A 24,851-nucleotide genomic window follows, 5' to 3' on the forward strand; every position below is an offset into this window, starting at 1 on the left:
AACGGTATCCCCTCCTGCGGAAGGAGCGGACCCTGGAGGGCGCGGACCACCGAGAGGGCCGACGTCCTTCCCCCTGACCACCGCCGCACGGGAGGTACCCCCTGTCATGACGCAGCAACTCGCCTCACCGGTCTCCCTGACCGCCGTCGACTCGCCCGACCAGCCCACCCCGACGCCGGAGCTCGAGGAGCTCTACCGGGGGTTCGAGCGCGAGCTGCTGGTCCCGCTGTGGACCGAGATCGGCGACCTCATGCCGGCGCACCCGCGCTCGCGGGCGGTCCCCCACGTGTGGCGGTGGTCCAACCTGCTGCAGCTGGCCGACCAGGCCGGGCACCTGGTGCCGGTCGGCCGCGGCGGCGAGCGGCGCGCCATCGCGCTGGCCAACCCCGCACTCGGCGGCAAGCCGTATGCCACCCCGACGCTGTGGGCGGCCATCCAGTACCTGATGCCCGGTGAGGACGCCCCCGAGCACCGGCACACCCAGCACGCGTTCCGCTTCGTCGTCGAGGGCGAGGGGGTGTGGACCGTCGTCGGCCGCGACCCGGTGCCGATGAACCGCGGCGACTTCCTGCCGCAGGCCGGCTGGAACTGGCACGCGCACCACAACGCGGCGTCCAAGCCGATGGCCTGGATCGACGGCCTGGACATCCCGTTCCAGTACACCAGCGAGTCGCAGTTCTTCGAGTTCGGCCGCGACCGGATCAGCGACGAGGAGCGGACCACCCCCGAGCGGTCCCGCTCGCAGCGGCTGTGGGGCCACCCTGGCCTGCGCCCGGTGTCCGCGCCCGGCGCCACCCCCGGCACCCCGCTGCTGAACTACCGCTGGGTCGACACCGACGCCGCGCTGGCCGACCAGCTCGAGCTGGAGGCCGAGGGCGCCCCCGGGGTGGTCGAGCCCGGCCACGCCGCCGTGCGCTACACCAACCCGACCACCGGCGGCGACGTGCTGCCGACCATCCGCGCGGAGGTGCACCGCGTCCGCTCGGGCACCGAGACCGCCCCGCGGCGCGAGGCCGGCTCCTCGGTGTTCCAGGTGTTCGACGGCACCGGCACCGTCACCGTCGGGGACGCCTCCTGGCGGGTGGAGCGCGGCGACCTGTTCGTCGTCCCCTCCTGGCAGCCGCTGTCGGTGCGCTCCGAGGCCGGCCCGAGCGACTCCGACTCCGGCGCCCTGGACCTGTTCCGCTTCAGCGACACCCCGATCTTCGAGGCCCTGCACCTCGACCGCGTCGCCGTGGGCGGTGACCGGTGAAGCTCGCGACCATCCGCACCCTGGACGGCGCCACCCGCGCGGTCCGGGTCGACGACGAGCGCCTCGTCTACCTCGGCGCCGACGACCTCGGCGCCTTCCTCGCCGCCCCCGGCTGGCAGGAGCGGGCCACCGCCGCGACCGGGGAGGTGTCCCACACCCGGGGCGCGGCCTACGCGCCGGTCGTCCCGCGGCCGGGCAAGGTGATCTGCGTCGGGCTCAACTACCGCAACCACATCCTCGAGATGGGCCGGGACCTGCCCGAGTACCCGACGCTGTTCTCCAAGTTCGCCGACACCCTCGTGGGCGCCAACGACGACATCGTCAAGCCGCCGGAGACCACCGAGTTCGACTGGGAGTGCGAGCTCGCCCTCGTCATCGGCACCACCGTCCGCCGGGCCGAGGGCGCCGAGGCCGAGGCGGCCATCGCCGGCTTCTCGGTGCTCAACGACGTGACCTGCCGGGACTGGCAGTTCCGCACCCGCGAGTGGCTGCAGGGCAAGAACTGGGAGGCCACCACGCCCCTGGGCCCCTACCTGGTCACCCCCGACGAGCTGGCCGGCGGCGTCCGGCCGGCCCTGGAAATCAGCACGAAGATCGACGGCGAGACGGTGCAGGAGGACACCACCGGTGACCTGCTGTTCGACCCGGTCGCGCTGGTCGAGTACGTCTCCACGATCGTCACCCTCCGGCCGGGCGACGTCATCGCCACCGGCACGCCCGGCGGCGTCGGCCACGCCCGCACGCCGGCCCGCTACCTCGAGGTCGGGCAGCGCCTGACCACCGAGATCAGCGGCCTGGGGCGGTGCGAGAACGACGTCGTCGCCGACCCGGTGGCGCTCGAGGGGAACTGATGGGCGACACCCCCGACGTCCTCGTCGTCGGCGGCGGCATCGGCGGGCTGGCCAACGCGCTGGCGCTGTCCCGCACGGGGCTGCGGGTGCGGGTCCTGGAGCGCGCGTCGGAGTTCGGCGAGGTGGGGGCCGGCCTGCAGATCGCCCCGAACGGCACCCGCATCCTGGACTCCTGGGGCCTGCTCGAGGAGGTCCTCTCCCTCGGGGTGCGCCCGGAGAACCTCGTCATGAGGGACGCCCTGGACGGGTCGGTGCTCACCCGCCTCGACCTCGCCGACGCGAGGGAGCGCTACGGGTCCCCCTACGTCGTCATCCACCGCAGCGACCTGCACGGCACGCTGCTGCGGGCCTGCCGCCGCGCCGGCGTGGACCTGGTGAACGACGTGAGGGTCACCGGCTACGAGCACGTGGACGGCGGGGTCACGGTGGTCTCCGAGGACGGCCGGGAGACCGCCCCGGTCGTCCTCGCCGCCGACGGCCTGTACTCCGTCGCCCGCAGGCTGATCAGCGATGACGAGCCGGTCAGCTCGGCCTACGTCGCCTACCGCGGCGCGATCCCCGCGGGGCAGGTCACGGAGATGGACGTCTCGATGAGCGACGTCGTGCTCTACGTCGGCCCGCACTGCCACTTCGTGCAGTACCCGCTGCGCAGGGGCGAGATGTTCAACCAGGTGGCGGTGTTCCAGTCGCCCAAGGCCCTGGCCGGGGAGGAGGACTGGGGCACGCCCAACGAGCTGGACGCGGCCTTCGCCGGCACCTGCGACCCGGTGCGGGCCGGCCTGCCGCTGATGTGGCGGGACCGCTGGTGGCGCATGTACGACCGCGACCCGATCCCGCACTGGGTCCAGGGCCGGCTCGCACTCACGGGGGACGCCGCGCACCCGCCGCTGCAGTACCTGGCGCAGGGCGCGGTCATGGCCATCGAGGACGCCTGGGTCCTGTCCGAGCACGTCGGCGCGCAGCTGGCCGAGGGGCGCCTGGACTGGGACGCCGCGCTCGCGGCCTACGACGCCGTCCGGCCCGAGCACTGCCGGCGGGTGCTGACCACCGCCCGGGCCTGGGGCGAGCTCTGGCACCTCACCGGGGCGGAGCGCGAGGCGCGCAACGAGCTCCTGCGGCGCCGCGACGTCCACGACTACGGCTTCGTGGACTGGCTCTACGGGCCCACCGCGCTGACCCCCGGCCAGGAGCCGCCGATGTTCACGCCCCAGCCGCTCGAGGCGCCCGTCGGCGCGTGAGCGACTCGTGGGGGGGGGGGGGGGGCGGGGGGGGGGGGGGGGGGGGGGGGGGGGGGGGGGGGGGGGGGGGGCGGCGCGCCGCCCCCCCCCCCCGCCCCCCCCCCCCCCCCCCCCCCCCCCCCCCCCCCCCCCCCCCCCCCCCCCCCCCCCCCCGTTCCGGGCGCCCTGCGCGCACCGTGACCCTCCCCCGAAGCCCGGCTGCGGGTGGAGACTGCGCCTCTCCGTGTCGCACCCCTGGGAGCAGCCATGGCACCCCTGATCGACCTGGACAGCACGACCCGCTCGGAACCGCGGATGCGCGCCTCGGACGCCGATCGGCTCGCCACCGTCGCCCGCCTGCAGGACGCGGTGGCCCGCGGCCTGCTGATGCCGGACGAGGGCAGCGAGCGGATGGCCGACGCCTTCTCCGCCGTCCACCGCACCGACCTCGACCCGCTGACCGAGGACCTCCCGCCGGCCCCGGCGGAGCGCGCCGCGCCGGGCTGGCGGTCACTGGGCCGGCTCGCGGTCGACCAGGCGCGGGCCTCCCTGACCACCGCCGCCGGCCGGCTGAGCGCGGCGCGCATCGCGGTCGTGCTCGTCGCGGCCTCGCTGTTCCTCGTCCTCGTCGGCGCCCTGGCCGGGGTGGCGCTGTCCGACGACGGGCGGGGCGGGGGCGGCGGGGACGGCGGTGGTGGCTGGCACGAGCACTGGGGCGACCGCTGGGACCACGACGACTGGGACGACGACTGACCCGTTCCCCCTGCCACACTCACCCACCGGGGTCCTGACTGGTACCGGAGGTGACGGCGGTGGGCCGTGCCGTGTGCGTGGTGACCGGCGGCGGGCGCGGCATCGGGGCAGCCACAAGCCTGCGGCTGGCGCGCGACGGCTGGGACGTGTGCCTGTCCTGGACCACCCGCGAGGAGCCCGCCGAGGAGGTGGCCGCGGCCTGCCGGACGGCGGGCGTGCACGCCCTCGCCGTGCAGGCGGACGTGTCCCGGGAGGCCGACGTGCTCGGCCTGTTCGCGGCCGCGGCCACGCTCGGGCAGGTGCGGGGACTGGTGAACAACGCGGGGGCTCTGGGCATCCAGTCCCGGGTCGAGGACCTCGAGGCGGCCCGCATCGAGCGGACGCTGGCGGTCAACACCCTGGGGGCGTTCCTCTGCGCCCGCGAGGCGGTCCGCGCGATGTCCACCCGCCGCGGCGGGGAGGGCGGCGCCATCGTCAACCTCTCCTCGCGGGCCGCCGTCCTCGGCGGCACGGACGAGTACGTGGACTACGCCGCCGCCAAGGCCGCGGTCGACGCGCTCACCGTCGGGCTGGCCAAGGAGGTCGCCGCGGAGGGGATCCGCGTGAACTCGGTGCGCCCCGGGCTGATCCGCACCGACATCCACGCGTCGGGCGGGGAGCCCGGCCGGGTGGACCGGCTGGCGCCGACGGTGCCGATGCGCCGGGGTGGGGACCCCGAGGAGGTGGCCGCCGTCGTGGCTTGGCTGCTCTCGCCGGAGTCCTCCTACGTCACCGGGACGGTCGTCGACGTGTCCGGCGGCCGCTGACTCAGGAGCCGCCGAGCGCGCGGTCGAGGTTCACCGCGGCGCTGATCAGCGCGAGGTGGGTGAACGCCTGCGGGAAGTTGCCCAGCGCCTCACCCGAGGGGCCGATCTCCTCGGCGTAGAGACCGACGTGGTTGGCGTAGGTCAGCATCTTCTCGAAGACCATGCGGGCCTCCTTGACCCGGCCGGCCCGGGTCAGCGCCTCCACGTACCAGAACGAGCAGAGGTTGAAGGTGCCCTCGTTGCCGGTGAGCCCGTCGTGGCCGGTCATGGCGTACCGGTGCACCAGGCTGTCGGAGACGAGCTGCTCGCCGATCCGGTCCAGCGTGGAGAGGAACCGCGGGTCGGTGGGCCCGGCGAACTTCACCAGCGGCATGCACAGCAACGACGCGTCCAGGGCCGTGCTGCCCGGGTGCATGACATACGCGCCGATCCGGGGGTCCCAGCACTCGTCCTGCACGAAGCGGTAGGCGGCACCGGCCAGCTTGCGCCACCTCGACACCGGCGCCGGCAGGCCGCGGTCCCGGGCCAGCCGGCCGGCCCGCTCGAAGGCGACCCAGGTCATCAGCGCCGAGTAGGTGAACCGCTGCCGCGGGCCGCGGACCTCCCACACCCCTTCGTCCGGCTCCTGCCAGTGGTCGGCGAGCCAGTCGAGGCGCTGGGACAGCCCGGTCCAGAGGTCGTAGGAGATCGGGACCTCGCGGTTGTAGAGCCAGACCGAGTCCATCAGCTCGCCGTAGACGTCGATCTGCCGCTGGCCGACCGCGTTGTTGCCGATGCGCACCGGCGCCGACCCGCGGTAGCCCTCGAGGTGGTCGAGCACCGTCTCGGGCAGCTGGTCGCTGCCGTCGACCGCGTACATGATCATGACGTCGCGCTCGGGCGTCGCGGCCTCGCAGCGCTGCTGGATCCACTCCATGAAGGCCGCGGCCTCCTCCAGGAAGCCCAGCGTCATCAGCGCGTACGTGGTGAAGGCCGCGTCGCGCAGCCAGGCGTAGCGGTAGTCCCAGTTGCGGCCGCCCCCGAGCTCCTCGGGGAGGGAGGTGGTCGGCGCGGCGACGAGGGCGCCGGTGGGGTGGTAGACGAGCAGCTTCAGGGTCAGCGCGGACCGTTGGACCATCTCCCGCCAGCGGCCGCGGTAGCGCGACTGCGCCAGCCAGCGCTGCCAGAACTGGGAGGTCTCCTCGAAGTGCCGGTCGGTCTCCCCGGCCCGGAGCGGCCGCACCTCGCCCCGCCACTCGAGCTCGAGGTCGACGGTCTCGCCCTCGTCGAGGGTGAACGTCGCGCCCACTCCCCCGCCGTCCTCGACCTTGAGCGGCACCGGCGTGCGGAGCACGCACGTGCCGGCGCTCGACCGGAAGACCGCTCCGACGCCCTCGACCACGTCGACCGTGCGCGTCGCGCGGCCGTAGTCGAAGGCGGGGGTGCAGGAGAGCTCGAAGGTGGCCCGGCCGCGGACGGCGCGCGCCTGCCGCACCAGCAGGTCGCGCGGCGCCGCGCTGCTGCTGGTCTCGGGGACCATGAAGTCGACGACCTCGCCCACCGCGTCGGCGGCCAGGAACCGGGTCATGAGGATGTTGGTGTCGGGCAGGTAGAGCTGCTTGGGCCGGGCCGCCGTCCGGCAGGACAGCGCGAAGGACCCGCCGCGCCGGGCGTCCAGGAGCGCGGCGAACAGCGACGGGGCGTCGAAGCGGCCCGGGCAGTACCAGTCGATGGTGCCGTCGGTGCCGACCAGCGCGGTGGTGCGCAGGTCACCGATGACGGCGTGCTCCTCGATGGGCAGGTAGCCCCCCGTCACGCCGTCGTCCCCGCACGTCGCTGCTGGCCCCTGTGCACGTCCCCACGGTGCCCGCGCGACGTGTCGCCGCGGTTGAGCCGCTGTTACGGGGCCTGTGCTGCCCCGGCCGGGTCCCGGCCGAGGACCTCGGCGAGGGTCAGCCGGCCGGCCCGCCGCCGGTCGACGACGCAGGCCTCCTGCGGAGCGGCGTCCTTCAGGAGCCGGCGCCACCGGTCGGCGTGCCGGCGCATCCGGCGGGCCGGGATCCGCCGCCCGCGTTCGGCCTGACCGGGCTCGGCCAGGTCGCGGGGCACGTCGAGCAGCACCAGGCGCACCGACCGGCCGGCCCGCCCGGCGGCCCACAGCACGGCCGCGCGCCAGCTCGGGCTGGTCCACGGGTCGGTGAGGACGACGACCGGCACCCGGCCGCGGATGCCCCGCAGCACCCGCCACCGGTGCCGGAGGTGGACCCACGGCCGCAGGAGGCGGTAGGGCACGAGCACGCCCGCGGCACGCAGCCGGGCGGCCACCTGCTCGGAGTCGAGGGCCACCACCCCGGGCAGCCCGGGCCCGAGCCACCGCCGCAGCAGCGTGGTCTTGCCGCTCCCGGGCAGCCCGGCGATGACGACCAGGACGGGGTCGGCGCCGGACGTGGGGCCGGACGGCCGGCAGGGCGCGGTCAGCACGTCAGCGGTGGGCACGGGCACCTCCTCGGTCGAGGACGACGGTGCGCGCCGGTCCTCGACGCAACCCGTCCTCCGGCTGGACGGTCGCTGTGAACACGCGGGCGCGGGCCCGCAGGTTCCCCCGGGCGCCGGCGCCCCTCCGACACACGACCTTGACCGATGACAGTATCGATGTATCGTTACTGTCATCCGATACAACAGGAGGACAGCATGAGGCCCATGCACGAGCGCGACGGCCGGCACCCCGGCCTGCGCCACCACCACCCCCGCCGCGGCCCCTTCGGTCCGGCCGACGGACCGCCGCGGCCCCACCGCCGCGGCGGCCGCGGACGTGCGCCCCGCGGCGACGTCCGCACCGCCGTGCTGCTGCTCCTCGCCGAGGAGCCGATGCACGGCTACCAGCTCATGCAGGCCATCGCCGAGCGCAGCGGCGGCCGCTGGAGCCCGAGCCCGGGCGCCATCTACCCGACGATCAGCCAGCTCGAGGACGAGGGCCTGGTGACGGTCACCGCCGACGCCGGCCGCAAGCTCGTCACCCTGACCGACGCCGGGCACGAGCACGTCGCGTCCCGGCAGCCGACGTGGGCCGACCCGTTCGCCGGCCACACGGGGTCCGGACCGGGGGACGACCTGCCCGGGCTGCTGCACCAGCTGCACGGCGCCGTCCGCGAGGTCGCCCGCACCGGGACCGACGCCCAGCGCGCCGCGGCGGCCACGGTGCTGGCCGACACGCGACGGACGATCTACCTGCTGCTCGCCGAGGGACCGGAGGTCCCCGAGACGCCCGGCGCATGACCGGCCGGGAGGGCCCGGAACGGCACCGACGCCCCGCCGGCAGGGCCGGCGGGGCGTCGGTGCGGAGCGTGCGACCAGGTCAGTGACCGGGGGTGTCGACCGGTGGGGTGCCGTGGGTGTGGAACGTCTCGATGGTCTTGAGCCCCCACGCCTGGCCCTTGGCCCGCTCGGCCTCGGTCCAGTCCACCGGCTGCCAGTCGGGGGCCAGCATCACCCGCGCGCCGGCGTTGCACAGCTCGATCCGGTTGCCGCCGGGCTCCCACACGTAGAGGAAGAAGGTCTGCTGGATGGCGTGCTTGTGCGGCCCGGTCTCGATGTGCACGCCCTGCTCCAGGGCGATGTCGGCGGCGCGCAGGATCCCGTCGCGGGTGTCGACGGCGAAGGCGATGTGGTGCAGCCGGCCGGGGGTCTGCGTCCAGTCGCGGGTGTAGACGGCGTCGTAGGTCTTGTTGGTGAACGTCGTCCAGCTGCCGGCGACGGTGCCGTCGTCCATGACGATCTGCTCGGTGACCAGGGCGCCGAGGGTGTCGCGCAGGAAGTCCCGGTTCACGACCGGCTCGACCCCGAGGTAGTTGATGTGGTCCAGCCGGCGCACCGCCACCCCGTGCGAGGGGTAGGCCTGCGCCTGGTTCTTCAGCGCCGGCGCCAGCTCGGCCGGCGGGGTGTACCACTGCGACTCGTAGTACAGGCCGAACTCGTGGCCGTCGGGGTCGGTGAACACGTAGGTCGGCCCGTAGCCCGGGTCGCCGTCCTGCCAGCCGATCCCGCGCCCGGTCGCCTCGATCTCGGCGACCCGCCGCTGCAGCGCCTCGGGGCCGGCCGCCCGCAGGTTGGTCCGGCCCACCCCGGAGGTGGCGTGGCCGGTCAGCTTGATGGTGGCCTGCTCGTAGTCGTCCCAGGCCCGCAGGAACACCGAGTCCCCGGCCTCGCCGTTCACGCTCAGCCCCAGGTACTCGGTGAAGAACGCGACGCTCTCCTCCAGCACCGAGGTGCGCAGCTCGACGTGGGCCAGGTGGGCGATCTCGTGCAGCGGGGGCATGACGTCTCCAGTCATCGATCAGGGGTGCGACGGAGAGCCGGCCGGGACAGGCGTCGTGGCTCCCCTCGCACGACGAGTCTCGGAGAGGCGCAGCGATCAGTCCAACACCATGGTGTGGCCTCAGCGATCGCCGACGCGATGGACCTCAGCGGTTGCGGGCCTCCAGGGCGGCGTCCAGCCGCGGGTACACGCGGCGGGCGTTGCCCTCGAAGACCTTCTCGCGGGCCTCCGGCGTCAGGTCCAGCGCCTCGACGTAGCGGCGGGTGTCGTCGAAGTGGTGGCCGGTCCGCGGGTCGATCCCCCGGACGGCACCGACCATCTCCGAGCCGAACAGGATGTTGTCGACGTCGATCACGTCGAAGAGCAGGTCGATGCCCGACTGGTGGTACACGCAGGTGTCGAAGAAGACGTTGCCCATCACCGACTCCTCGACCGGGGGCCGGTCCAGCATGTCGGCCAGTCCCCGGAAACGGCCCCAGTGGTAGGGCACGGCCCCGCCACCGTGCGGGATGACGAACCGGAGGCCCGGGAGGTCCCGGAACAGGTCGGCCTGGAGGAACTGCATGAAGGCCGTGGTGTCGGCGTTGAGGTAGTGCGACCCGGTGGCGTGGAAGTTGCCGTTGGTCACCGCGGACACGTGGACCATCGCCGGCACGTCGAGCTCGACCATCGCCTCGTAGAACGGGTACCAGCTGCGGTCGGTCAGCGGCGCCGACGTCCAGTGGCCGCCGCTGGGGTCGGGGTTGAGGTTGCACCCCACGAAGCCGAGCTCCTCGACGCACCGGCGCAGCTCGGCCACCGAGGAGGCGATGGGCACGCCGGGCGACTGCGGGAGCTGGCAGACCCCGATGAAGGAGTCCGGGAACAGCTGCACCACCCGGGCGATCAGGTCGTTGTTGACCTGCGCCCAGCGGGCGCTCACCGCCTCGTCGCCGACGTGGTGGCCCATCGCCGAGGCGCGTGGCGAGAAGACGGTCAGGTCGATCCCCCGCTCGGCCATCAGCCGCAGCTGGCTGCCCTCGATCGACTCGCGGATCTCGTCGTCGGAGATCTTCGGGTAGGCCGGGGGCTGCCCTCCGGCGTCGAACGCCGCCCGCTGCGCCTCCCGCCAGGCGGTGTGCGCCGCCGGCGCGGTGGTGTAGTGGCCGTGGCAGTCGATGATCATGCGGCGTCTCCTCGCATGGTGGTCGGTGGTGGCGGCGCGCCGTCCGGCGGCGCCGGTCAGCCGTCCTGGCGGTCGCGCAGCTCGGTGAGCCAGTCGCGGGCGGCGGCGGAGACCCGCGGCGGCACGCCGAGCTCGGTGAGCTGGTCGGTGGCGGCGGTCATCTCGTCGGCGCGGCGCCGGGCGTGCCGGTGGGTGCCGTCGACCAGGCGGTCGATGGTCCGCTCGTCGAAGCCGGCGAGCTCCGCGCTGATGTTGCCCCGCAGCCAGTCGGCGCAGCCGGCCGCGTCGGCCGCGGCGAGCGCCTCGACCACCGCGGCGGCCAGGCCCTTGTAGAAGACGCTGCGCAGCAGCTTGCGGGAGATCGCCTCCCCGGCGGGACCCGGCTGGATCGTGACCTGCACACCGAACCCGGCCAGGACCTCGGCGTAGCGGGCGGCGCCCTCGCCGGAGACCAGCATCGGGGTGCGCAGCCCCTTGCCGGGTACCGGCGCCATGAGCGCCACGTCCACGACCGCGACGTCCCGGCCGGCCAGCTGTTCCACCAGCGCGACCTTGACCCCGGGTGAGGCGGTGTTCAGGTCGGACCACACGGTGCCCGGACGCAGCGCCGGCAGGGCGTTGACCAGCGCCGCGACGGCGTCGTGCGAGCTGTTCACGCTGAGCACGAGCTCGGCGTCGGCGACCGCCTCGGCCTCGCTGCCGCGGGCCTGCACCCCCTCGACGACGATCCCCCTCGGGTCGTAGCCGCGGACGTCGGCGCCGGCCGCGACCAGGTCGCGGGCGATCTCCGACCCGGCCTCCCCGAGGCCGAGGACGGCGATGCGGGCGCTCACCGGGCCCCCTCCCCGGCACGCGGGAACGCCGTCCCGTCGAAGAGCTTGCGCGCCGTCCGCACGACCCCCGACCGCTCCACCCGGGGCGGGGTGACCGAGGTGTCGACGACGACGTCGACCAGCAGGTGGCCGGTGGGGTGCTCGACGTCGACCTGCGAGCGGTCGGCGGGCCAGTCGGCGGTGAGCTCGTGCCCGACCGCGCCGGGCAGCAGCATCCCCGTCGCCACGCTCACCGCGGCCAGGACGCCGATCGAGGTGTGCGGCTGCACCGGGATGAACGACCGGGTGCACACCTGGCCGCCGTCCCGGGCCGGGGCGAGCAGCACGGTCTTGGGCACCGAGGACCGGCGCACGTCCCCGAGCCCCATGAGCTGCCCCGCCTTGGTGCGCAGCGCGTCCACCCGCTCGAGCAGTGCCGCGTCGGCGGCCAGCTCCTCGTGCGACTCGTAGCCGGTCAGCCCGAACGACGCGGCCATCGCGATGACCACCGGCATGCCGTTGTCCACGCAGGTGACCTCGACCCCGTCGACGGTGTCGCGGAGGTGGCCGGTGGGCAGCAGGCTCCCGGTCGCCGACCCCTCGGTGTCGGTGAAGGCGAGCACCACAGGGGCGGCCGTCCCCGGCACGCCGGCGATCGCCACGTCGCCGCGGTACTCGACCCGGCCGCCCGGCGTGGGGAACGTGGCGACGGCGACGCTGTCGGAGTTGACCATCCGGATCCGCACGGTGGTCTCCTCGGTGCCGGCGGGCACCAGGCCGCGCTCGACGGCGAAGGGCCCGACGCCGGCCAGGATGTTGCCGCAGTTCTGCTGGGTGCTCACGGTGGCCTCGTCCACGCCCAGCTGCAGGAACAGGTAGTCGACGTCGGCGTCGGGGTGCTCCGACGGGCCGACGAGGGCGACCTTGCTGGTCAGCGAGGTGCTGCCGCCCAGCCCGTCGATCTGCCGCGGATCGGGGGTGCCCATCAGCCGCAGCAGCAGGTCGTCGCGGGCCGCGGGATCGGCCGGGAGGTCGCCTGGCTCGAAGAACAGGCCGCGGGAGGTCCCGCCGCGCAGCATCGTGCAGCGCACCCCGGTGGCGTCGTACCCGGTGGCGTCACTCACCGCCGGCCCCCTGCCGGTACTGCTCGTAGGTCACGTACTCGATGCCGAACTCCGGCAGCCGCTCGCGCAGGCCGTAGCGGTCCAGGCCCAGCTCACCCTGCTCGAAGGCGGCGCGGGCGGCGGCCTCCTTGTCGATCCGGGCCTGCGAGGCGGTCAGCGCCCGGCCGACGTCGGCGCGCGGCACCACCATCACCCCGTCGTCGTCACCGAGCACCACGTCGCCGGGGTGGATCGTCTGGCCACCCAGGACGACGGGCACGTTGACCGCTCCGGCGGTCGCCTTGACCGAGCCCTGCGCGCTGACCGCGCGGGACCAGGCCGGGAAGCCCATCTCGCGCAGCTCGGCGACGTCGCGCACGCCGCTGGCGAGGACCACGCCGCGCACCCCGCGGTGGGCCAGCGCGGTGGCGAACAGCTCGCCGAACAGCCCGTCGGTGGACGGCGAGTTCGTCGCCACCACCAGGACGTCACCCGGCCGGCACTGCTCGACCGCGACGTGGATCATCAGGTTGTCCCCGGGCCAGCACACCACCGTGACGGCCGTGCCGCCGATCCGCGCTCCCGGCCACGCCGGCCGGAACTCCGGGCCGAGGTAGCCGACCCGGCCCAGCGCCTCGTGCACGGTGGCCACGCCGAAGGTGCCCAGCGCCTCGGCCTCGCCGACGTCGGCGCGGGGCGGGTCGGTCACGACGACGGTCCTCATGCCGACACCTCCGGGGTCCCGGTGCGGTCTGCGGGGTGGGAGTGGGACACGGGCATCTCCTCGGGGTGGTGGGTCAGTCGGTCGCGGGTTCGGCGAGGGCGGCGACGACACTCTCGAAGTGGCTGCGCGCCGCCGCCTCGGCCGCGTGCGGGTCCCGGTCCACGATGGCCTCGACGACCCGGTGGAGCTCGGCCGACGACTGCCGCGCGCGGCCGGGCCGCAGGGACAGCTGGAACTGGTGGCGGACGATCTGCGCCTGCAGCCGCTCGATCAGCCGCGCGGCCGTGGGCTGCTCCGCGGCGTCGCGGATCAGGCAGTGCAGTTGGGCGACCAGCGCGGAGTACCCCAGCAGGTCGCCGTCGGCCAGGGCCTGCTGCATGCGGTCGCACTGCGCACGCAGCCGGTCGACCTCGGCCTCGGTGACCCGCTCCGCGGCCTTGGCGGCGAGCAGCCCCTCGAGGACCATGCGGCACTCGGTGATCTCGATGGCCTCCGCGACGGAGACCGTCCGCACCCGGGCACCCCGGTTCGGGATCCGCTCGACCAGCCCCTCCGCGATGAGCGCGTCGATGGCCAGCCGCACGGCGCTCCGGCTCACCCCGAACGCCTCGGCGAGGTCGGCCTCGACCAGCCGGTGGCCGGGAGGCATGTCGCCGCGGGTGATCGCCTCCCGCAGTCGGCCGTCGGCCGTGGCACGGCCGCGCGGACCGTCCTCCATGGCGACCTCCCGTGACCCCACCTCCCCAGCCTAAACTCGTCGACACGATTGTCAACAATCCTGTCGTCACGGATCGCGAGCCGGCCCGGAGTCGCCGCACACTGTCCACCACCCTGAGCACCCGTCCCGATCGGAGACCGATGGACCTGCGGCAGCTGGAGTACGTGGTCGCCGTGGCCGAGGAGCGCAGCTTCACCCGCGCCGCGGCCCGCTGCCACGTCGTCCAGTCCGCGCTCAGTGCCCAGGTCGCGCGCCTGGAGCGGGAGCTCGGCGTGACGCTGTTCCACCGCACCAGCCGCTCGGTCTCCGTGGCGCCTGCCGGCGAGCTGCTGCTCCCCCACGCCCGGGCGCTGCTCCGCGGCGCCGAGGTGGCCCGCGCCGAGCTCGCCGCGTTCTCCGGGGTGGTGACCGGCCGGCTGCGCCTCGGGATCGTCGGTGCCGCCGCCCGGGAGGTGCCCTCCCTCGAGCGGACGCTGCTCGGCTTCCGCGAGCGGCACCCCGCGGTGGAGATCGCCGTGCAGGACACCGGCAGCCGGCACATGACCGAGCAGGTCCGCACCGGCGAGCTGGACCTGGCCTTCGTCGGCCTGTCCGCCGGGCAGGTCCCGCCCGGCCTCGTGCACCGCCTGCTCGCCGACGCGCCGCTGGTCGCCGTCGTCCCCGCCGCGCACCCCCTCGCCGGGCGACCGGTGGTGTCCGTCGCGGAGCTCGCCGCGGCGGGGCCGTTCGTGGACATGCGCGACGAGACCGGGCTGCGACTGCAGGTCGATGCGGCCTTCGACCGGGCCGGGGTGCAGCGCTCGGTGGCCTTCCAGCTCGGCACCTCGGACGCCGTCGTGCGCTTCGTCGGCCTCGGGTTCGGCGCCGCCCTCGTGCCCGCCTCCGCCGCGGAGGGTGTGGCGGGGGTCGTCGTCCTGGCCCTCGACGACCCGGCCGCGCGGCACCCGATCGGCCTGGTGCACCGCTCCCCCGTGCCCTCCGCGCCGAGCGCCCGCGCCCTGCTCTCCCTCCTGGAGGAGGGCCCGCCGGTCTGACCCGCGGTCAGCCCGCCGGGCGCGCGACCCGGCCGGGCGGGGGCTCCGGGACGGCGTCGGGGTGCAGGGCCCAGGCCAGCGCCTCCACCCCGTCGACCAGCGCGGGGCCGGCCTGCACGACGTAGCCGGCCGAGTCGATCGCCAGCAGCGGGACCCCCGGGAGGTGCCCGGCGACCGACGCGCACTGGTCGAGGGCCTCCGCCAGGCCGACACCGCACGGCGCCACCACGACGAGGTCGGCCGGGGGCAGCTCCGACCAGCCCACCGCGACGCTGTTGCCGCCCTCGACCGCCCCCACCGGCTCGCCGCCCGCCCGGCGCACCAGTTCGGGGACCCAGTGCCCGGCGAGGTAGGGCGGGTCGGTCCACTCCAGCACGAGGACGCGGGGCCGCGGCCGGCCGGCGACCGCGCGCTCGACGGCCTTCAGCCGGGCACGCAGGTCCCCGACGAGCGCCTCCGCGGTCCCGGCGGCACCGGCCGCGCGGCCGACCGCGGCCACGGCGTCCAGGACGTCGTCGAGGCCGTGCGGGTCGATCGACAGCACCGTGGCGTCGGTGCCGATGACCCGGCAGGCCTCCTCCACCGTCGCCGCCGGGAGCGCGCAGACGCGGCAGAGGTCCTGGGTCAGGATGAGGTCGGGGTCGGCCGCGGCCAGGGCGGCACGGTCCAGCTCGTACAGGTGCAGGCCCCGGGCGGCCCGGTCGTGCACCCACGCGTCGATCTCGCCGGGGGTCAGGCCCGGCGGGATCACGGTGTCCACGACGACCGGGCAGCGCTCCCGGGCCTCGGCGGCGCACTCGAAGGTCACCGCGACCAGCCGGTCGGCCAGCCCCAGCGCCGTCACCATCTCCGTGGCGGCGGGCAGCAGCGAGGCGATCCGCACGCCTCACGCTAGCGCCGCAGCGGCGACCGGCTCAGCGCGCCGCCGACCGCAACTGGTCCAGCGACACCGGGTCCACCAGCACGCCGGCCGGTGTGCGCGACCACCAGGCACCGGTCGCCCGCCGTTCCTCCAGCGTGGTGAACCGGTAGCGGTACAGCCGCACGCGGACGAACGCCGGCGGCGACCCCGGCGGGAAGGGGGAGCGGCGCAGCAGCCGCAGCGTGGCCCGGTCCCCCTCCAGCAGCCGCAGCAGGAAGGGGCGCAGCCAGCGGCTGCCGTAGCCGGGGTCGATGCCGACGAACCACATCAGCCAGTCCAGCCGCAGGTGGTAGGGCGCGTACTGCGGGGGCCGGCGGTGCACGTCGCCGGGCTTGCCGCGGAACTCGTACTCCTGCCAGACGGCGTCCGGGCCGGGGTGGGGGTCGGCGGTCCCCTCCACGACCACCTCGTAGCGGGTGCGGGTGACCGACCCGAACGCGCCGTAGGTGTTCACCAGGTGCAGCGGGTCGAAGCTGGCGTTCATCCGCTGCCGCCGGGACACCAGGTTCCGGGCCGGACGCCAGCTCAGCACCAGCAGCCCCGCGGTGACCCCGACGACCAGCGCCGTGTGCCACGCGGGCGCGACCAGCTGCGCCGGCGGTTCCAGCGGCAGCACGGCGTCCCACACCCGGCCGTCCACGACCGAGGTCGCCAGCACCAGCGTGAGCCAGTTCAGCCAGGCGAAGTTGCCGCTGAGCACCAGGTACCCCTGGGTGACGATCACCACCAGCGCGGCCCCCGTGGCCACCGGCTGCGGCATCAGCAGGCCCCAGACGACGACGAGCTGGGTGGCGTGGTTGGCCAGCGCCTCCACCGTGTGCAGCCGCGGGGGCAGGTGGTGGAACCACCAGCTCGCCGGGTTGGGCATCGGCTGGGTCTCGTGGTGGTAGCGCAGGCAGGTCAGGTCCCGCCAGCAGGGGTCGCCGCGCAGCTTGATCAGGCCGGCGCCGAACTCCAGCCGGAACAGCAGCCAGCGCAGCAGCCACAGCACCAGGACCGGCGGGGCGACGTCGGCGGGCCCCAGGAAGACCGCCAGGAAGCCCGCCTCCAGCAGCAGCGACTCCCAGCCGAAGCCGTACCAGATCTGGCCCACGTTGACGATCGACAGGTACAGCACCCACATCAGCGCCCAGGCCGCCATCCAGCCCCACAGCGGCGCCCGGTCGGTCAGCCCGGCGAGCGCCGCCGCCGACAGGACGATCCCGGTCCAGCACACGACGGCGAAGAACCGGTCCGACCAGTGCAGGTGGAACAGGCTCGGCGCCCTGCGGAACGGCGTCCGGGCCAGGAAGCGCGGCACCGGCAGCATCCCCGAGGTGCCGATCAGCGGCCGGAACTGGCGCAGGGCCGCGACGAAGGCGACCAGGTAGACCAGCGCCAGGCCGCGGGTGAACACCAGCCGGCTCGACCAGTAGCCCGGGTCGGACAGCCAGTCCACGCACCCCTCCCTACCCGGTGCGCGGGTCCGTCACCGAGCGCGGACCGAGGCGGCCAGGAGTGCGCCCCGCTTGGTGACCCGGAGCGGCGTCGGCAGCTCCTGCGCCGCCCGGAGCGCGACGTCGCTCGGCACCTGCCGGCCGAGCAGGTGGTCGCGGACGGCGGCCGCGTCGGGGAGGGTGACCAGCGGCGCGTCCCAGCGGGTGACGTCCACGCGGTCGAAGACCGCACCGACCAGCGCGGGGGCGTCCTCCGCGTCCAAGGAGGTGGAGGGGCGCGACCACAGCGGGGCGAACTCCGGCGAGTCGGTCCGGGAGATCGCGCTGACCAGCAGCGTGCCCCCGGCACGCAGGACCCGGTGGGCCTCACGGAGGGCCGGGAGCGGGTCGGCCAGGTGGTACAGCACGTTGAGCGCGGTGACCGCGTCGAACGAGCCGTCGGCGAACGGCAGCGCGGCCGCGTCGGCCCGGACGACGGGAGCCGGGTGCGCGCGCGCCATCGACGCGGCGGCGTCCAGTCCGACGACGAGCGGCCCGGGGGGCACCGCCTCCCGCAGCACGCCCTCGGCACAGCCGACGTCCAGGACCCGCCGGGCGTCGAGGGTGAGCAGCCGGGCGGCGACCTCGGCGTAGAGGCTCGCCGAGCAGTACGCCCGCGTGGTGGCCGTGCCCAGCCGGTAGCGCTCCGGGGCGGCGTCGTAGTCGTCGACCACGTCCACGGCTCCAGGGTGGCACCGCCGAGGCGGCGGCACACTGGTCCGGTGAGCCCCGAACCCGGCCCGGCCACAGCGCGGGGCGTCGTCCGTCTGCTCAACACCGCCGGCGGCGGGGTGCTCTGCCTGGCCGGCGCGGTCGACGCGGCCGCCGTCGAGTCCTTCGTGCGGCGCTACGGCCGCGAGCCGGTGCCGGTCGCGGGCATCGACGCCGGCTCGGTGACCGCGCTGTCCGGCCCCGGGCTCGAGCTGCTGCTCGACCACCTCGCGGCCGCCGAGCGGGCCGGCCGGCCGGTGCCGCTCCGCGACTCCCCGCCGGTCCGGCGGCTGCTGCCCGGCGCGGCGCCCTGACCGCCGCCGGCGGGTCCTACTCCCCGGTGAGGCCGTCCACCGACTCGCGCAGCAGGTCGGCGTGGCCGTTGTGCCGCGCGTACTCCTCGATCAGGTGGACCAGGAGCCACCGCAGGCTCGGCGCCCGCCCGTCGGGCCAGGTGCGCCGGGTCGGTCGCCCCAGGCCCCCGTGGGCGAGCGCCTCCTCGATCGCCGCACGCGACCGCGTGACCGAGTCCTGCCACTGCTGCCGGAGCTGGTCGGGGGTGTCCTCGGCGGCCGAGTGCCAGTCCCAGTCGCGGTCGGCGCTCCAGTCCACGGTGTTCCACGGCGGCAGCTGGTCACGCCCGCGCAGCCACGTCGAGCACCAGTCGTCCTCGACGTAGGCGAGGTGCTCGAGCAGCCCGCCCAGGGTCACCGGCGAGACGCCGACCGTCGCCCGCAGCCCCGCCGCGTCGACGCCGCGGCACTTCCACGCCAGGGTCGCGCGCTGGTACTCGAGGAAGCCCACCAGGGTGGCGGTCTCGTCGCCGGCCAGCGGCGGCTCCGGACGGCCCTGCTCGTCCACGTCGGTCACGCGCAGGGAACCTACCGGCGGGGCTCGGCGCGACCCGACGGCGACCGGCCGGAGCCGGTCGCCGTCGGGGTGGGTGGGTCAGCCGCGGGCGCGGTGCAGGCCCCGCGCGTCCTCGACGGGCACCGGGTCGAAGGCGGGCGCCCCGTCGACGGCGTCGGCGGGCAGGTCGGGGTGGCCCGCAGGGTGACCGGCCGCGCTGCGCGTGGCCCTGCAGCAGTGGAGCGACTCCCCACGGGGCCCGCTGCTCGACACGGTCCGCACCGCGCTGGCCTCCGCGGCCCCCGCGGCCGGCGAGAGCTGAGCCGACGTCCCACGGACGTACCACGGCCCCGGCGCGGGGGTTCGACGGCCACGCCGGGGCCGGTTCGGTGCTGCAGTGCCCCCACCTCGCCGGATGAAACCCCGGTCGGCGGGTGGACGCCGGGGACGCCGGCCCGGCGACTCAGGCCCGGACGGCGCACACCTCGGCGAGCCGGCGCAGCTCGGCGGCCATCGCGTCGGGCTGCTCGAGGGGCAGGAAGTGCGAGGCGGGGAGCTCGCGGTAGCGGGCACCGGGGACGCCCTGCGCGGCGGCCCGCACGTCGGCGGGGTCGACGAGCACGTCGTACCGGCCGGCCACGAAGGTCACCGGGCAGGTCAGCGGCGACAGGTCGAGCGGAGCGTGGTCGGCGGAGGCCACGGCCATGTGCCGGAACCACGTCCAGTCCTGGCCGGCGAACTCGTGGGCGACCGCGAGCAGGCCCGACAGCCGCGCGGCGTCGGCCGCCCGGTCGGCAGCGGCCAGGGACAGCAGGGGCTGCCACTGCTGCAGGCTGCCGGTGACCAGCGGCAGGAACGGCCCGACGACCGGCAGCAACCGGCTGCCGTGGCGCCCGGCCGACGCCCGCAGCCGGCGCGGCAGGCCGAGCGACCCGAACAGGGACGAGAAGCTGCCCCCCGGGACGCCGGCCACGGCGAGCACGCCGCTCACCTGCCGGGGGTCCTCCAGCGCCAGCTCGAAGGCGACGTTGACGCCCAACGACCAGCCGACGACGAGCGCGGAGGGCAGTTCGAGGGCGTCCAGGACCGCCCGGGCGTCGGCGACGTGGTCCTCCACCCGCACCCGCGCCGGGTCCCGGGGCCGCTGCGAGGCACCCAGGCCGCGGTGGTCCCAGCCGACCACGCGGAAGCCGCTGCCCCGGGCGAGGAGGCCCGGCCACGCCGCGGCGGAGGCCCCCAGGCCGTTGCAGAGCAGGACGGGCACCCCGTCCTGCTCGTTGGACCACGCACTGAGGAGCGTCCCGTCCGCGCTGCGCACCTGGCGCGTACGGACAGGAGGATGACGACGGGTGATGGGACCTCTCCCCCACGGCGGGCGCCCCGGCAACCGGGCGGGGCTCGTTCGGCGGTCTGCACCCGAGGCTAGGGCACCCGCGTCCGGGATCGGCGGGCCGGGCGCAGATGTGGCGCACCCGACAGGCGGGGGGCGACACCCGGCCGGCGGCCCGGGCGGCGTCCGGGCGGGTCCAGCGCGCCCACCGGTGACAAGCTGACCCGCACGACCCCGCTCGCGACGACACCGCTCCCAGAGAGGCAGCCATGCCCACCTCCATCCCGCACTGGATCGACGGCGCCCGCCGGGAGGGCACCAGCGGCCGCACCGGCGAGGTGACCGACTCGGCGACCGGCGAGGTCATCGGCGCGGTCGCGCTGGCCTCCACCGAGGAGGTCGACGCCGCCGTCGCCGCCGCCACCGCCGCCTTCCCCGGCTGGCGCGACGCCTCGCTGGCCAAGCGCACCGCGGTGCTGTTCCGCTTCCGCGAGCTGCTCAACGCCCGCAAGCCCGAGCTGGCCGCGATCATCACCGCCGAGCACGGCAAGGTCCTCGACGACGCCCTGGGCGAGGTCTCCCGCGGCCAGGAGGTCGTCGAGTACGCCTGCGGCATCCCGTCGCTGGTCCGCGGTGGGTTCACCGAGAACGCCTCCACCGGCGTCGACGTCCACTCGGTGCGCCAGCCGCTGGGCCCGGTGGCCGTCATCAGCCCGTTCAACTTCCCGGCGATGGTCCCGATGTGGTTCTTCCCCATCGCGATCGCCACCGGCAACACCGTCGTGCTCAAGCCCAGCGAGCAGGACCCCTCGGCGTCGCTGTGGATCGCGGAGCTGTGGAAGGAGGCGGGGCTGCCCGACGGCGTGTTCAACGTCGTGCAGGGCGACAAGGTCGCCGTCGACCGGCTGCTGGAGCACCCCGACATCCGGTCGGTGTCCTTCGTCGGGTCCACCGCCATCGCCCGGTACGTGTACGAGACCGGCACCCGGCACGGCAAGCGGGTGCAGGCCCTGGGTGGGGCGAAGAACCACATGGTCGTGCTGCCCGACGCCGATCTGGACCTCGCCGCCGACGCGGCGGTGAACTCCGGGTTCGGCTCGGCCGGCGAGCGCTGCATGGCGATCAGCGCGGTCGTGGCCGTCGGCGGGATCGGCGACGACCTGGTCGCGCGGATCGCCGAGCGCACCGCCACGCTGCGCACCGGCGACGGGCGCAAGGGCGCCGACATGGGCCCGCTGATCAGCCGGCGCCACCGCGACCGCGTGGAGTCCTACGTCGAGGCCGGGGAGGAGGAGGGCGCCACGATCGTCGTCGACGGTCGCCGGGTGGAGCCCGACGGCGCCGAGGACGGCTTCTGGCTGGGCCCCACCCTGGTCGACCACGTGCAGCCGTCCATGAGCGTCTACACCGACGAGATCTTCGGCCCGGTCCTGTCGGTGCTGCGGGTGGACACCTACGAGCACGCCCTCGAGCTGGTCAACACCAACGAGTACGGCAACGGCACCGCGATCTTCACCAACGACGGCGGCGCCGCGCGGCGGTTCCAGAACGAGGTCGAGGTGGGGATGATCGGGATCAACGTGCCCATCCCGGTGCCGATGGCCTACTACTCCTTCGGCGGGTGGAAGAACAGCCTGTTCGGCGACTCCCACGCGCACGGCGCCGAGGGCGTGCACTTCTTCACCCGCGGCAAGGTCGTCACCAGCCGCTGGCTGGACCCCAGCCACGGCGGCCTGAACCTCGGCTTCCCGCAGAACGCCTGAGGACGGCCGGCGCCGGCGAGACACGTCTCCGCCGGCGCCGGTCCCGGGTGCCGCCGGCCTGAGGGCTGTGGCCGACGGCACCCACCGTTTCGGTCGGTCCGCCGACCAAAACGGTCGGTCGGGACCTACGCTGGTCCCGTGGCCCGGCCGTTCCGACAGCAGATCGACGAGGGCATCCTCGATCGGGCAGCCGCCCTGTTCGCCCGCCGCGGCTTCGCCAAGACGTCGGTGCAGGACATCGCCGACGCCGTGGGCCTGTCCAAGGCCGGCCTGCTGCACCACTTCCCCACCAAGGACGCGCTGCACGAGGCCGTGCTGGACCAGGCCGCCACCCTCGGGCACCGGGTGCTCGACCAGGTGGGCGACCTGCCGCCGGGACCCGAGCGGGACCGGTACGCCCTGGAGGTCCTGCTCGACGTCGCCCTGGCCCATCCCGGGCTGGTCGCGCTCATGCTCGCGCCGGCGACGCAGCTGGGCGCCGCCGACCCCGAGCACGCCGTCACCGACCTCGTCCTGCAGGCCTTCGGCGTCGACCCCGAGACCGCGGAGACGCCCCGGCTCGTGCGGGTCGTCGGCGCGCTCGCCGCGCTGGCCGTCCTGACCCTCGCCGCGCACTCCGAGGACCGGATCACCGCGTGGCGGCAGCACATCGTCGCCACGTGCTTCGACGCGCTCGGCCACGGCCGTCCCGGCGCGGCACGCACCGAACCCCACCAGGTGGAGGCCTGATCCCGCATGGCTGTTCTGTTGTCCCGACTCGGCGCCTTCTCCCACCGGCGCCGAACGATCGTGGTCCTCGTCTGGCTGGTCGTCCTCGTCGGAGGCGGCGCGGGCGCGGCCACCCTGGCCGGTGAGACCTCGAGCAGCTTCTCCATCCCCGGGCAGGAGTCGACCACCGCCCTCGAGCGGATCAGCGAGGAGTTCGGCGCGAGCGGGGGCGCCACGGCCCGGGTGGTGGTGGCGGCCCCGGACGGTCAGACGCTGACCACCCCGGCGAACGCGGCGGCCGTCGGCGAGCTGGTCGGCGAGCTCGCGCAGCTGCCGGGCGTGGCGTCGGCCAGCAACCCCCTCGACCCCGCCGCGCCGGCGGTGAACCGGGACCAGACCACCGCCTACAGCACGGTGACCTACGCCGCCGCCCCCGGCGAGGTGACCCCGGCCGAGCAGGACGCGCTGCTGGCCGCCGTGGAGGACGGCGACGCCGGCGGGCTCACCGTCGAGGTCACCGGCGAGGCCGTCCAGGAGCCGCCGCACGTCGGTGGCCCCGCCGAGGCGATCGGTGTCGTCGTCGCCCTCGTCGTCCTGGCCGTGACCTACGGCTCGCTGGTCGTCGCCGGGATGAACCTGCTCACCGCCGTCGTCGGTGTCGGCATCGGCGTCCTGGGCGTCACCATCGCGACCGGCTTCACCGAGCTGTCCTCGACCACACCGATCCTGGCGGCGATGCTCGGCCTCGCGGTCGGCATCGACTACGCCCTGTTCATCGTCACCCGGTACCGGCAGGAGCTGCGGCACGGGGCCGGGGTCGGTACCGCGATCGCCACGGCCGTGGGCACCGCCGGCTCGGCGGTGGTCACCGCCGGCCTCACCGTCGTGATCGCCCTCGCCGGCCTGTTCGTCGTCGGCATCCCCTTCCTCACGCAGATGGGTGTGGCCGCGGCCGCCACCATCGTCGCCGCCGTCCTCGTCGCCCTGACCCTCGTGCCGGCCGTGCTCGGGTTCCTGGGCCTCAGGGCGCTGCCCCGCACGCAGCGCGCCGCCCTGGCGCAGGGCTCCCGGCACGGCGCGCACGCGGCGGCGGGGCAGCCCCGGCACCCCGCGCACGCGCGCAGTCGGCGCGGCTTCCTCGCCGGCTGGGCCACCACGGTCACCCGCCGCCGGGTCGCCTCCCTGCTCCTGACGGTGGTGGCCCTGGGCGTCATCGCCGTCCCCTTCTCCTCCATGCAGACGACGCTGGTGCAGACGCCGCCCGAGGACAGCACGGCGGCGCGGGCCCAGCAGCTGCTCGCCGACGGCTTCGGCGCCGGCTTCAACGGGCCCATCACGATCCTCTTCGAGGGCGACCGTGCGGCCGAGGCGGCGGCACGGGTCAGCGGGGACGTCATGGGGCTGGACGACGTCGCGCTGGTCACCCCGCCGGTCCCCAACGCCGACGACAGCGCGGCCCTGCTCACCGTCATCCCCGGGTCCGGGCCGACCGACGCCGCCACCGAGCAGCTGGTCACCGACCTGCGCACCGAGCTCGCCGGCCTGGACGGGGTCGAGGCCTCCGTCACCGGCGCGACCGCGGTCAGCGTCGACGTGGCCCAGGCCCTCGACGAGGCGCTGCCGGTCTACCTCGTCCTGGTCGTGGGCCTGGCGCTGGTGCTGCTGGTGCTGGTCTTCCGGTCGCTGCTGGTGCCGCTGGTCGGCGTGCTGGGCTTCCTGCTCACCGTCGGTGCCTCCCTCGGCGCCACGGTGGCGGTGTTCCAGTGGGGCTGGCTGGCCGACGTGGTCAACCTCGAGGGCACCGGCCCGCTGATCAGCCTCACGCCGATCCTGGTCATCGGCATCCTGTTCGGGCTGGCCATGGACTACCAGATCTTCCTGGTCTCCCGGATGCACGAGGCGCACAGCCACGGCGCCGCGCCGCTGGAGGCCATCCGCACCGGCTTCCGGCAGGCGGCCCCGGTCGTCGTCGCCGCGGCGCTGATCATGTTCTCGGTGTTCGCCGGGTTCGTCCCGGCCGGGGACGCGACCATCAAGTCGATCGCCTTCGCGCTGGCGATGGGCATCCTCTTCGACGCCTTCGTCGTCCGCATGGTGCTCGTGCCCGCTGCACTGGCCCTGCTCGGCCGGCGGGCCTGGTGGCTCCCCCGCTGGCTGGGCTGGCTGCCCGTGCTCGACGTCGAGGGTGCCGCCCTGGAGAAGGCCGCCCCCACCCGCACCGAGGAGCACGAGCCGGTCGGCGCCGGGGCACGCTGACCGGCCCCTCCCGACCGACCCGCGGGGGGGGGGGGGGGGGGGGGGGGGGGGGGGGGGGGGGGGGGGGGGGGGGGGGGGGGGGGGGGGGGGGGGGGGGGGGGGGGGGGG

The 24,851-nt window shown here is 75.3% G+C and carries 24 protein-coding genes; 11 read left to right on the forward strand and 13 right to left on the reverse strand.

What is annotated here, in order from left to right:
• Positions 1 to 106 precede the first annotated feature (106 nt).
• From ACI79I_RS17610 to ACI79I_RS17630, 5 genes are all read left to right on the forward strand, one after another.
• Positions 107 to 1,252 (forward strand): cupin domain-containing protein, encoded by a 1,146-nt coding sequence (locus ACI79I_RS17610; RefSeq protein WP_456993613.1) that lies wholly within the window; start codon positions 107 to 109, stop codon positions 1,250 to 1,252.
• Entirely contained in the window at positions 1,249 to 2,103 is an 855-nt protein-coding gene (locus ACI79I_RS17615) for a fumarylacetoacetate hydrolase family protein (protein ID WP_456993614.1), read from the forward strand. Before ACI79I_RS17610 ends, ACI79I_RS17615 begins: the two co-directional genes overlap by 4 nt.
• Entirely contained in the window at positions 2,103 to 3,341 is a 1,239-nt protein-coding gene (locus tag ACI79I_RS17620) for an FAD-dependent oxidoreductase (RefSeq protein WP_456993615.1), read from the forward strand. The genes ACI79I_RS17615 and ACI79I_RS17620 overlap by 1 nt, the downstream gene beginning before the upstream one ends.
• A 246-nt stretch (positions 3,342 to 3,587) precedes the next feature.
• Positions 3,588 to 4,073 carry a DUF1707 SHOCT-like domain-containing protein gene (locus ACI79I_RS17625; protein WP_456993616.1) on the forward strand — a complete coding sequence of 162 codons (486 nt, stop codon included), beginning with the start codon at positions 3,588 to 3,590 and terminating at the stop codon, positions 4,071 to 4,073.
• 59 nt (positions 4,074 to 4,132) lie between these two features.
• Positions 4,133 to 4,879, forward strand: coding sequence for an SDR family oxidoreductase (locus tag ACI79I_RS17630; RefSeq protein ID WP_456993617.1), 747 nt, complete (start codon positions 4,133 to 4,135; stop codon positions 4,877 to 4,879).
• Between the two features lies 1 nt (position 4,880).
• On the opposite strand, the gene ACI79I_RS17635 is transcribed toward ACI79I_RS17630, so the two are convergent.
• Both ACI79I_RS17635 and ACI79I_RS17640 read right to left on the reverse strand, forming a co-directional pair.
• A complete protein-coding gene (locus tag ACI79I_RS17635; protein ID WP_456993618.1) occupies positions 4,881 to 6,674 on the reverse strand; it encodes a glycoside hydrolase family 15 protein in 1,794 nt (597 codons plus the stop codon).
• An 83-nt stretch (positions 6,675 to 6,757) separates the two neighbouring features.
• Positions 6,758 to 7,354 (reverse strand): AAA family ATPase, encoded by a 597-nt coding sequence (locus ACI79I_RS17640; RefSeq protein WP_456993619.1) that lies wholly within the window; start codon positions 7,352 to 7,354, stop codon positions 6,758 to 6,760.
• A gap of 195 nt (positions 7,355 to 7,549) precedes the next feature.
• Here ACI79I_RS17640 and ACI79I_RS17645 point away from each other — a divergent pair, with 195 nt between their 5' ends.
• Positions 7,550 to 8,134: a PadR family transcriptional regulator gene (locus ACI79I_RS17645; RefSeq protein WP_456993620.1), complete on the forward strand. Its 585-nt coding sequence runs from the start codon at positions 7,550 to 7,552 to the stop codon at positions 8,132 to 8,134.
• A 79-nt stretch (positions 8,135 to 8,213) separates the two neighbouring features.
• Here ACI79I_RS17645 and ACI79I_RS17650 read toward each other — a convergent pair whose 3' ends face one another.
• The 6 genes from ACI79I_RS17650 to ACI79I_RS17675 all read right to left on the reverse strand — a co-directional run bounded on the left by ACI79I_RS17650 (position 8,214) and on the right by ACI79I_RS17675 (position 13,716).
• Positions 8,214 to 9,188: a VOC family protein gene (locus ACI79I_RS17650; protein ID WP_456993621.1), complete on the reverse strand. Its 975-nt coding sequence runs from the start codon at positions 9,186 to 9,188 to the stop codon at positions 8,214 to 8,216.
• Between the two features lie 130 nt (positions 9,189 to 9,318).
• On the reverse strand, positions 9,319 to 10,338 hold the full coding sequence (locus ACI79I_RS17655; RefSeq protein ID WP_456993622.1) for an amidohydrolase family protein: 1,020 nt from the start codon (positions 10,336 to 10,338) through the stop codon (positions 9,319 to 9,321).
• A 56-nt stretch (positions 10,339 to 10,394) separates the two neighbouring features.
• Positions 10,395 to 11,171, reverse strand: coding sequence for a DUF1932 domain-containing protein (locus ACI79I_RS17660; protein WP_456993623.1), 777 nt, complete (start codon positions 11,169 to 11,171; stop codon positions 10,395 to 10,397).
• A complete protein-coding gene (locus ACI79I_RS17665; protein WP_456993624.1) occupies positions 11,168 to 12,274 on the reverse strand; it encodes a 4-oxalomesaconate tautomerase in 1,107 nt (368 codons plus the stop codon). The genes ACI79I_RS17660 and ACI79I_RS17665 overlap by 4 nt, the downstream gene beginning before the upstream one ends.
• Entirely contained in the window at positions 12,267 to 12,977 is a 711-nt protein-coding gene (locus ACI79I_RS17670; protein WP_456993625.1) for a 4-carboxy-4-hydroxy-2-oxoadipate aldolase/oxaloacetate decarboxylase, read from the reverse strand. Before ACI79I_RS17670 ends, ACI79I_RS17665 begins: the two co-directional genes overlap by 8 nt.
• Positions 12,978 to 13,050: 73 nt before the next feature.
• Complete coding sequence (locus ACI79I_RS17675; protein ID WP_456993626.1) at positions 13,051 to 13,716, reverse strand: GntR family transcriptional regulator; 666 nt, start codon at positions 13,714 to 13,716, stop codon at positions 13,051 to 13,053.
• 119 nt (positions 13,717 to 13,835) lie between these two features.
• On the opposite strand from ACI79I_RS17675, the gene ACI79I_RS17680 reads away from it, so the two are divergent.
• Positions 13,836 to 14,729 carry a LysR family transcriptional regulator gene (locus tag ACI79I_RS17680; RefSeq protein WP_456993627.1) on the forward strand — a complete coding sequence of 298 codons (894 nt, stop codon included), beginning with the start codon at positions 13,836 to 13,838 and terminating at the stop codon, positions 14,727 to 14,729.
• A gap of 7 nt (positions 14,730 to 14,736) precedes the next feature.
• On the opposite strand, the gene ACI79I_RS17685 is transcribed toward ACI79I_RS17680, so the two are convergent.
• From ACI79I_RS17685 to ACI79I_RS17695, 3 genes are read right to left on the reverse strand one after another with little or no spacing between them, the layout of a single operon-like run.
• A complete protein-coding gene (locus ACI79I_RS17685; protein WP_456993628.1) occupies positions 14,737 to 15,612 on the reverse strand; it encodes an ABC transporter substrate-binding protein in 876 nt (291 codons plus the stop codon).
• A 31-nt stretch (positions 15,613 to 15,643) separates the two neighbouring features.
• Entirely contained in the window at positions 15,644 to 17,089 is a 1,446-nt protein-coding gene (locus ACI79I_RS17690) for a lipase maturation factor family protein (protein WP_456993629.1), read from the reverse strand.
• Positions 17,090 to 17,119: 30 nt separating this feature from the next.
• Positions 17,120 to 17,806 carry a class I SAM-dependent methyltransferase gene (locus tag ACI79I_RS17695; RefSeq protein WP_456993630.1) on the reverse strand — a complete coding sequence of 229 codons (687 nt, stop codon included), beginning with the start codon at positions 17,804 to 17,806 and terminating at the stop codon, positions 17,120 to 17,122.
• 42 nt (positions 17,807 to 17,848) lie between these two features.
• Here ACI79I_RS17695 and ACI79I_RS17700 point away from each other — a divergent pair, with 42 nt between their 5' ends.
• Positions 17,849 to 18,151 (forward strand): hypothetical protein, encoded by a 303-nt coding sequence (locus tag ACI79I_RS17700; RefSeq protein WP_456993631.1) that lies wholly within the window; start codon positions 17,849 to 17,851, stop codon positions 18,149 to 18,151.
• A gap of 16 nt (positions 18,152 to 18,167) precedes the next feature.
• Here ACI79I_RS17700 and ACI79I_RS17705 read toward each other — a convergent pair whose 3' ends face one another.
• Together ACI79I_RS17705 and ACI79I_RS17710 are read right to left on the reverse strand one after the other, a co-directional pair.
• Positions 18,168 to 18,707: a DinB family protein gene (locus ACI79I_RS17705; RefSeq protein ID WP_456993632.1), complete on the reverse strand. Its 540-nt coding sequence runs from the start codon at positions 18,705 to 18,707 to the stop codon at positions 18,168 to 18,170.
• Between the two features lie 442 nt (positions 18,708 to 19,149).
• Positions 19,150 to 19,950: an alpha/beta fold hydrolase gene (locus ACI79I_RS17710; protein WP_456993633.1), complete on the reverse strand. Its 801-nt coding sequence runs from the start codon at positions 19,948 to 19,950 to the stop codon at positions 19,150 to 19,152.
• 335 nt (positions 19,951 to 20,285) lie between these two features.
• On the opposite strand from ACI79I_RS17710, the gene ACI79I_RS17715 reads away from it, so the two are divergent.
• From ACI79I_RS17715 to ACI79I_RS17725, 3 genes are all read left to right on the forward strand, one after another.
• Positions 20,286 to 21,779 carry a CoA-acylating methylmalonate-semialdehyde dehydrogenase gene (locus ACI79I_RS17715; RefSeq protein WP_456993634.1) on the forward strand — a complete coding sequence of 498 codons (1,494 nt, stop codon included), beginning with the start codon at positions 20,286 to 20,288 and terminating at the stop codon, positions 21,777 to 21,779.
• A gap of 138 nt (positions 21,780 to 21,917) precedes the next feature.
• The gene (locus ACI79I_RS17720) at positions 21,918 to 22,508 is read left to right on the forward strand and encodes a TetR/AcrR family transcriptional regulator (protein WP_456993635.1); all 591 of its coding nucleotides are present in this window, start codon (positions 21,918 to 21,920) and stop codon (positions 22,506 to 22,508) included.
• Between the two features lie 6 nt (positions 22,509 to 22,514).
• Complete coding sequence (locus ACI79I_RS17725; RefSeq protein WP_456993636.1) at positions 22,515 to 24,743, forward strand: MMPL family transporter; 2,229 nt, start codon at positions 22,515 to 22,517, stop codon at positions 24,741 to 24,743.
• Positions 24,744 to 24,851 lie beyond the last annotated feature (108 nt).

This window comes from Geodermatophilus sp. SYSU D01105, from assembly GCF_054050095.1.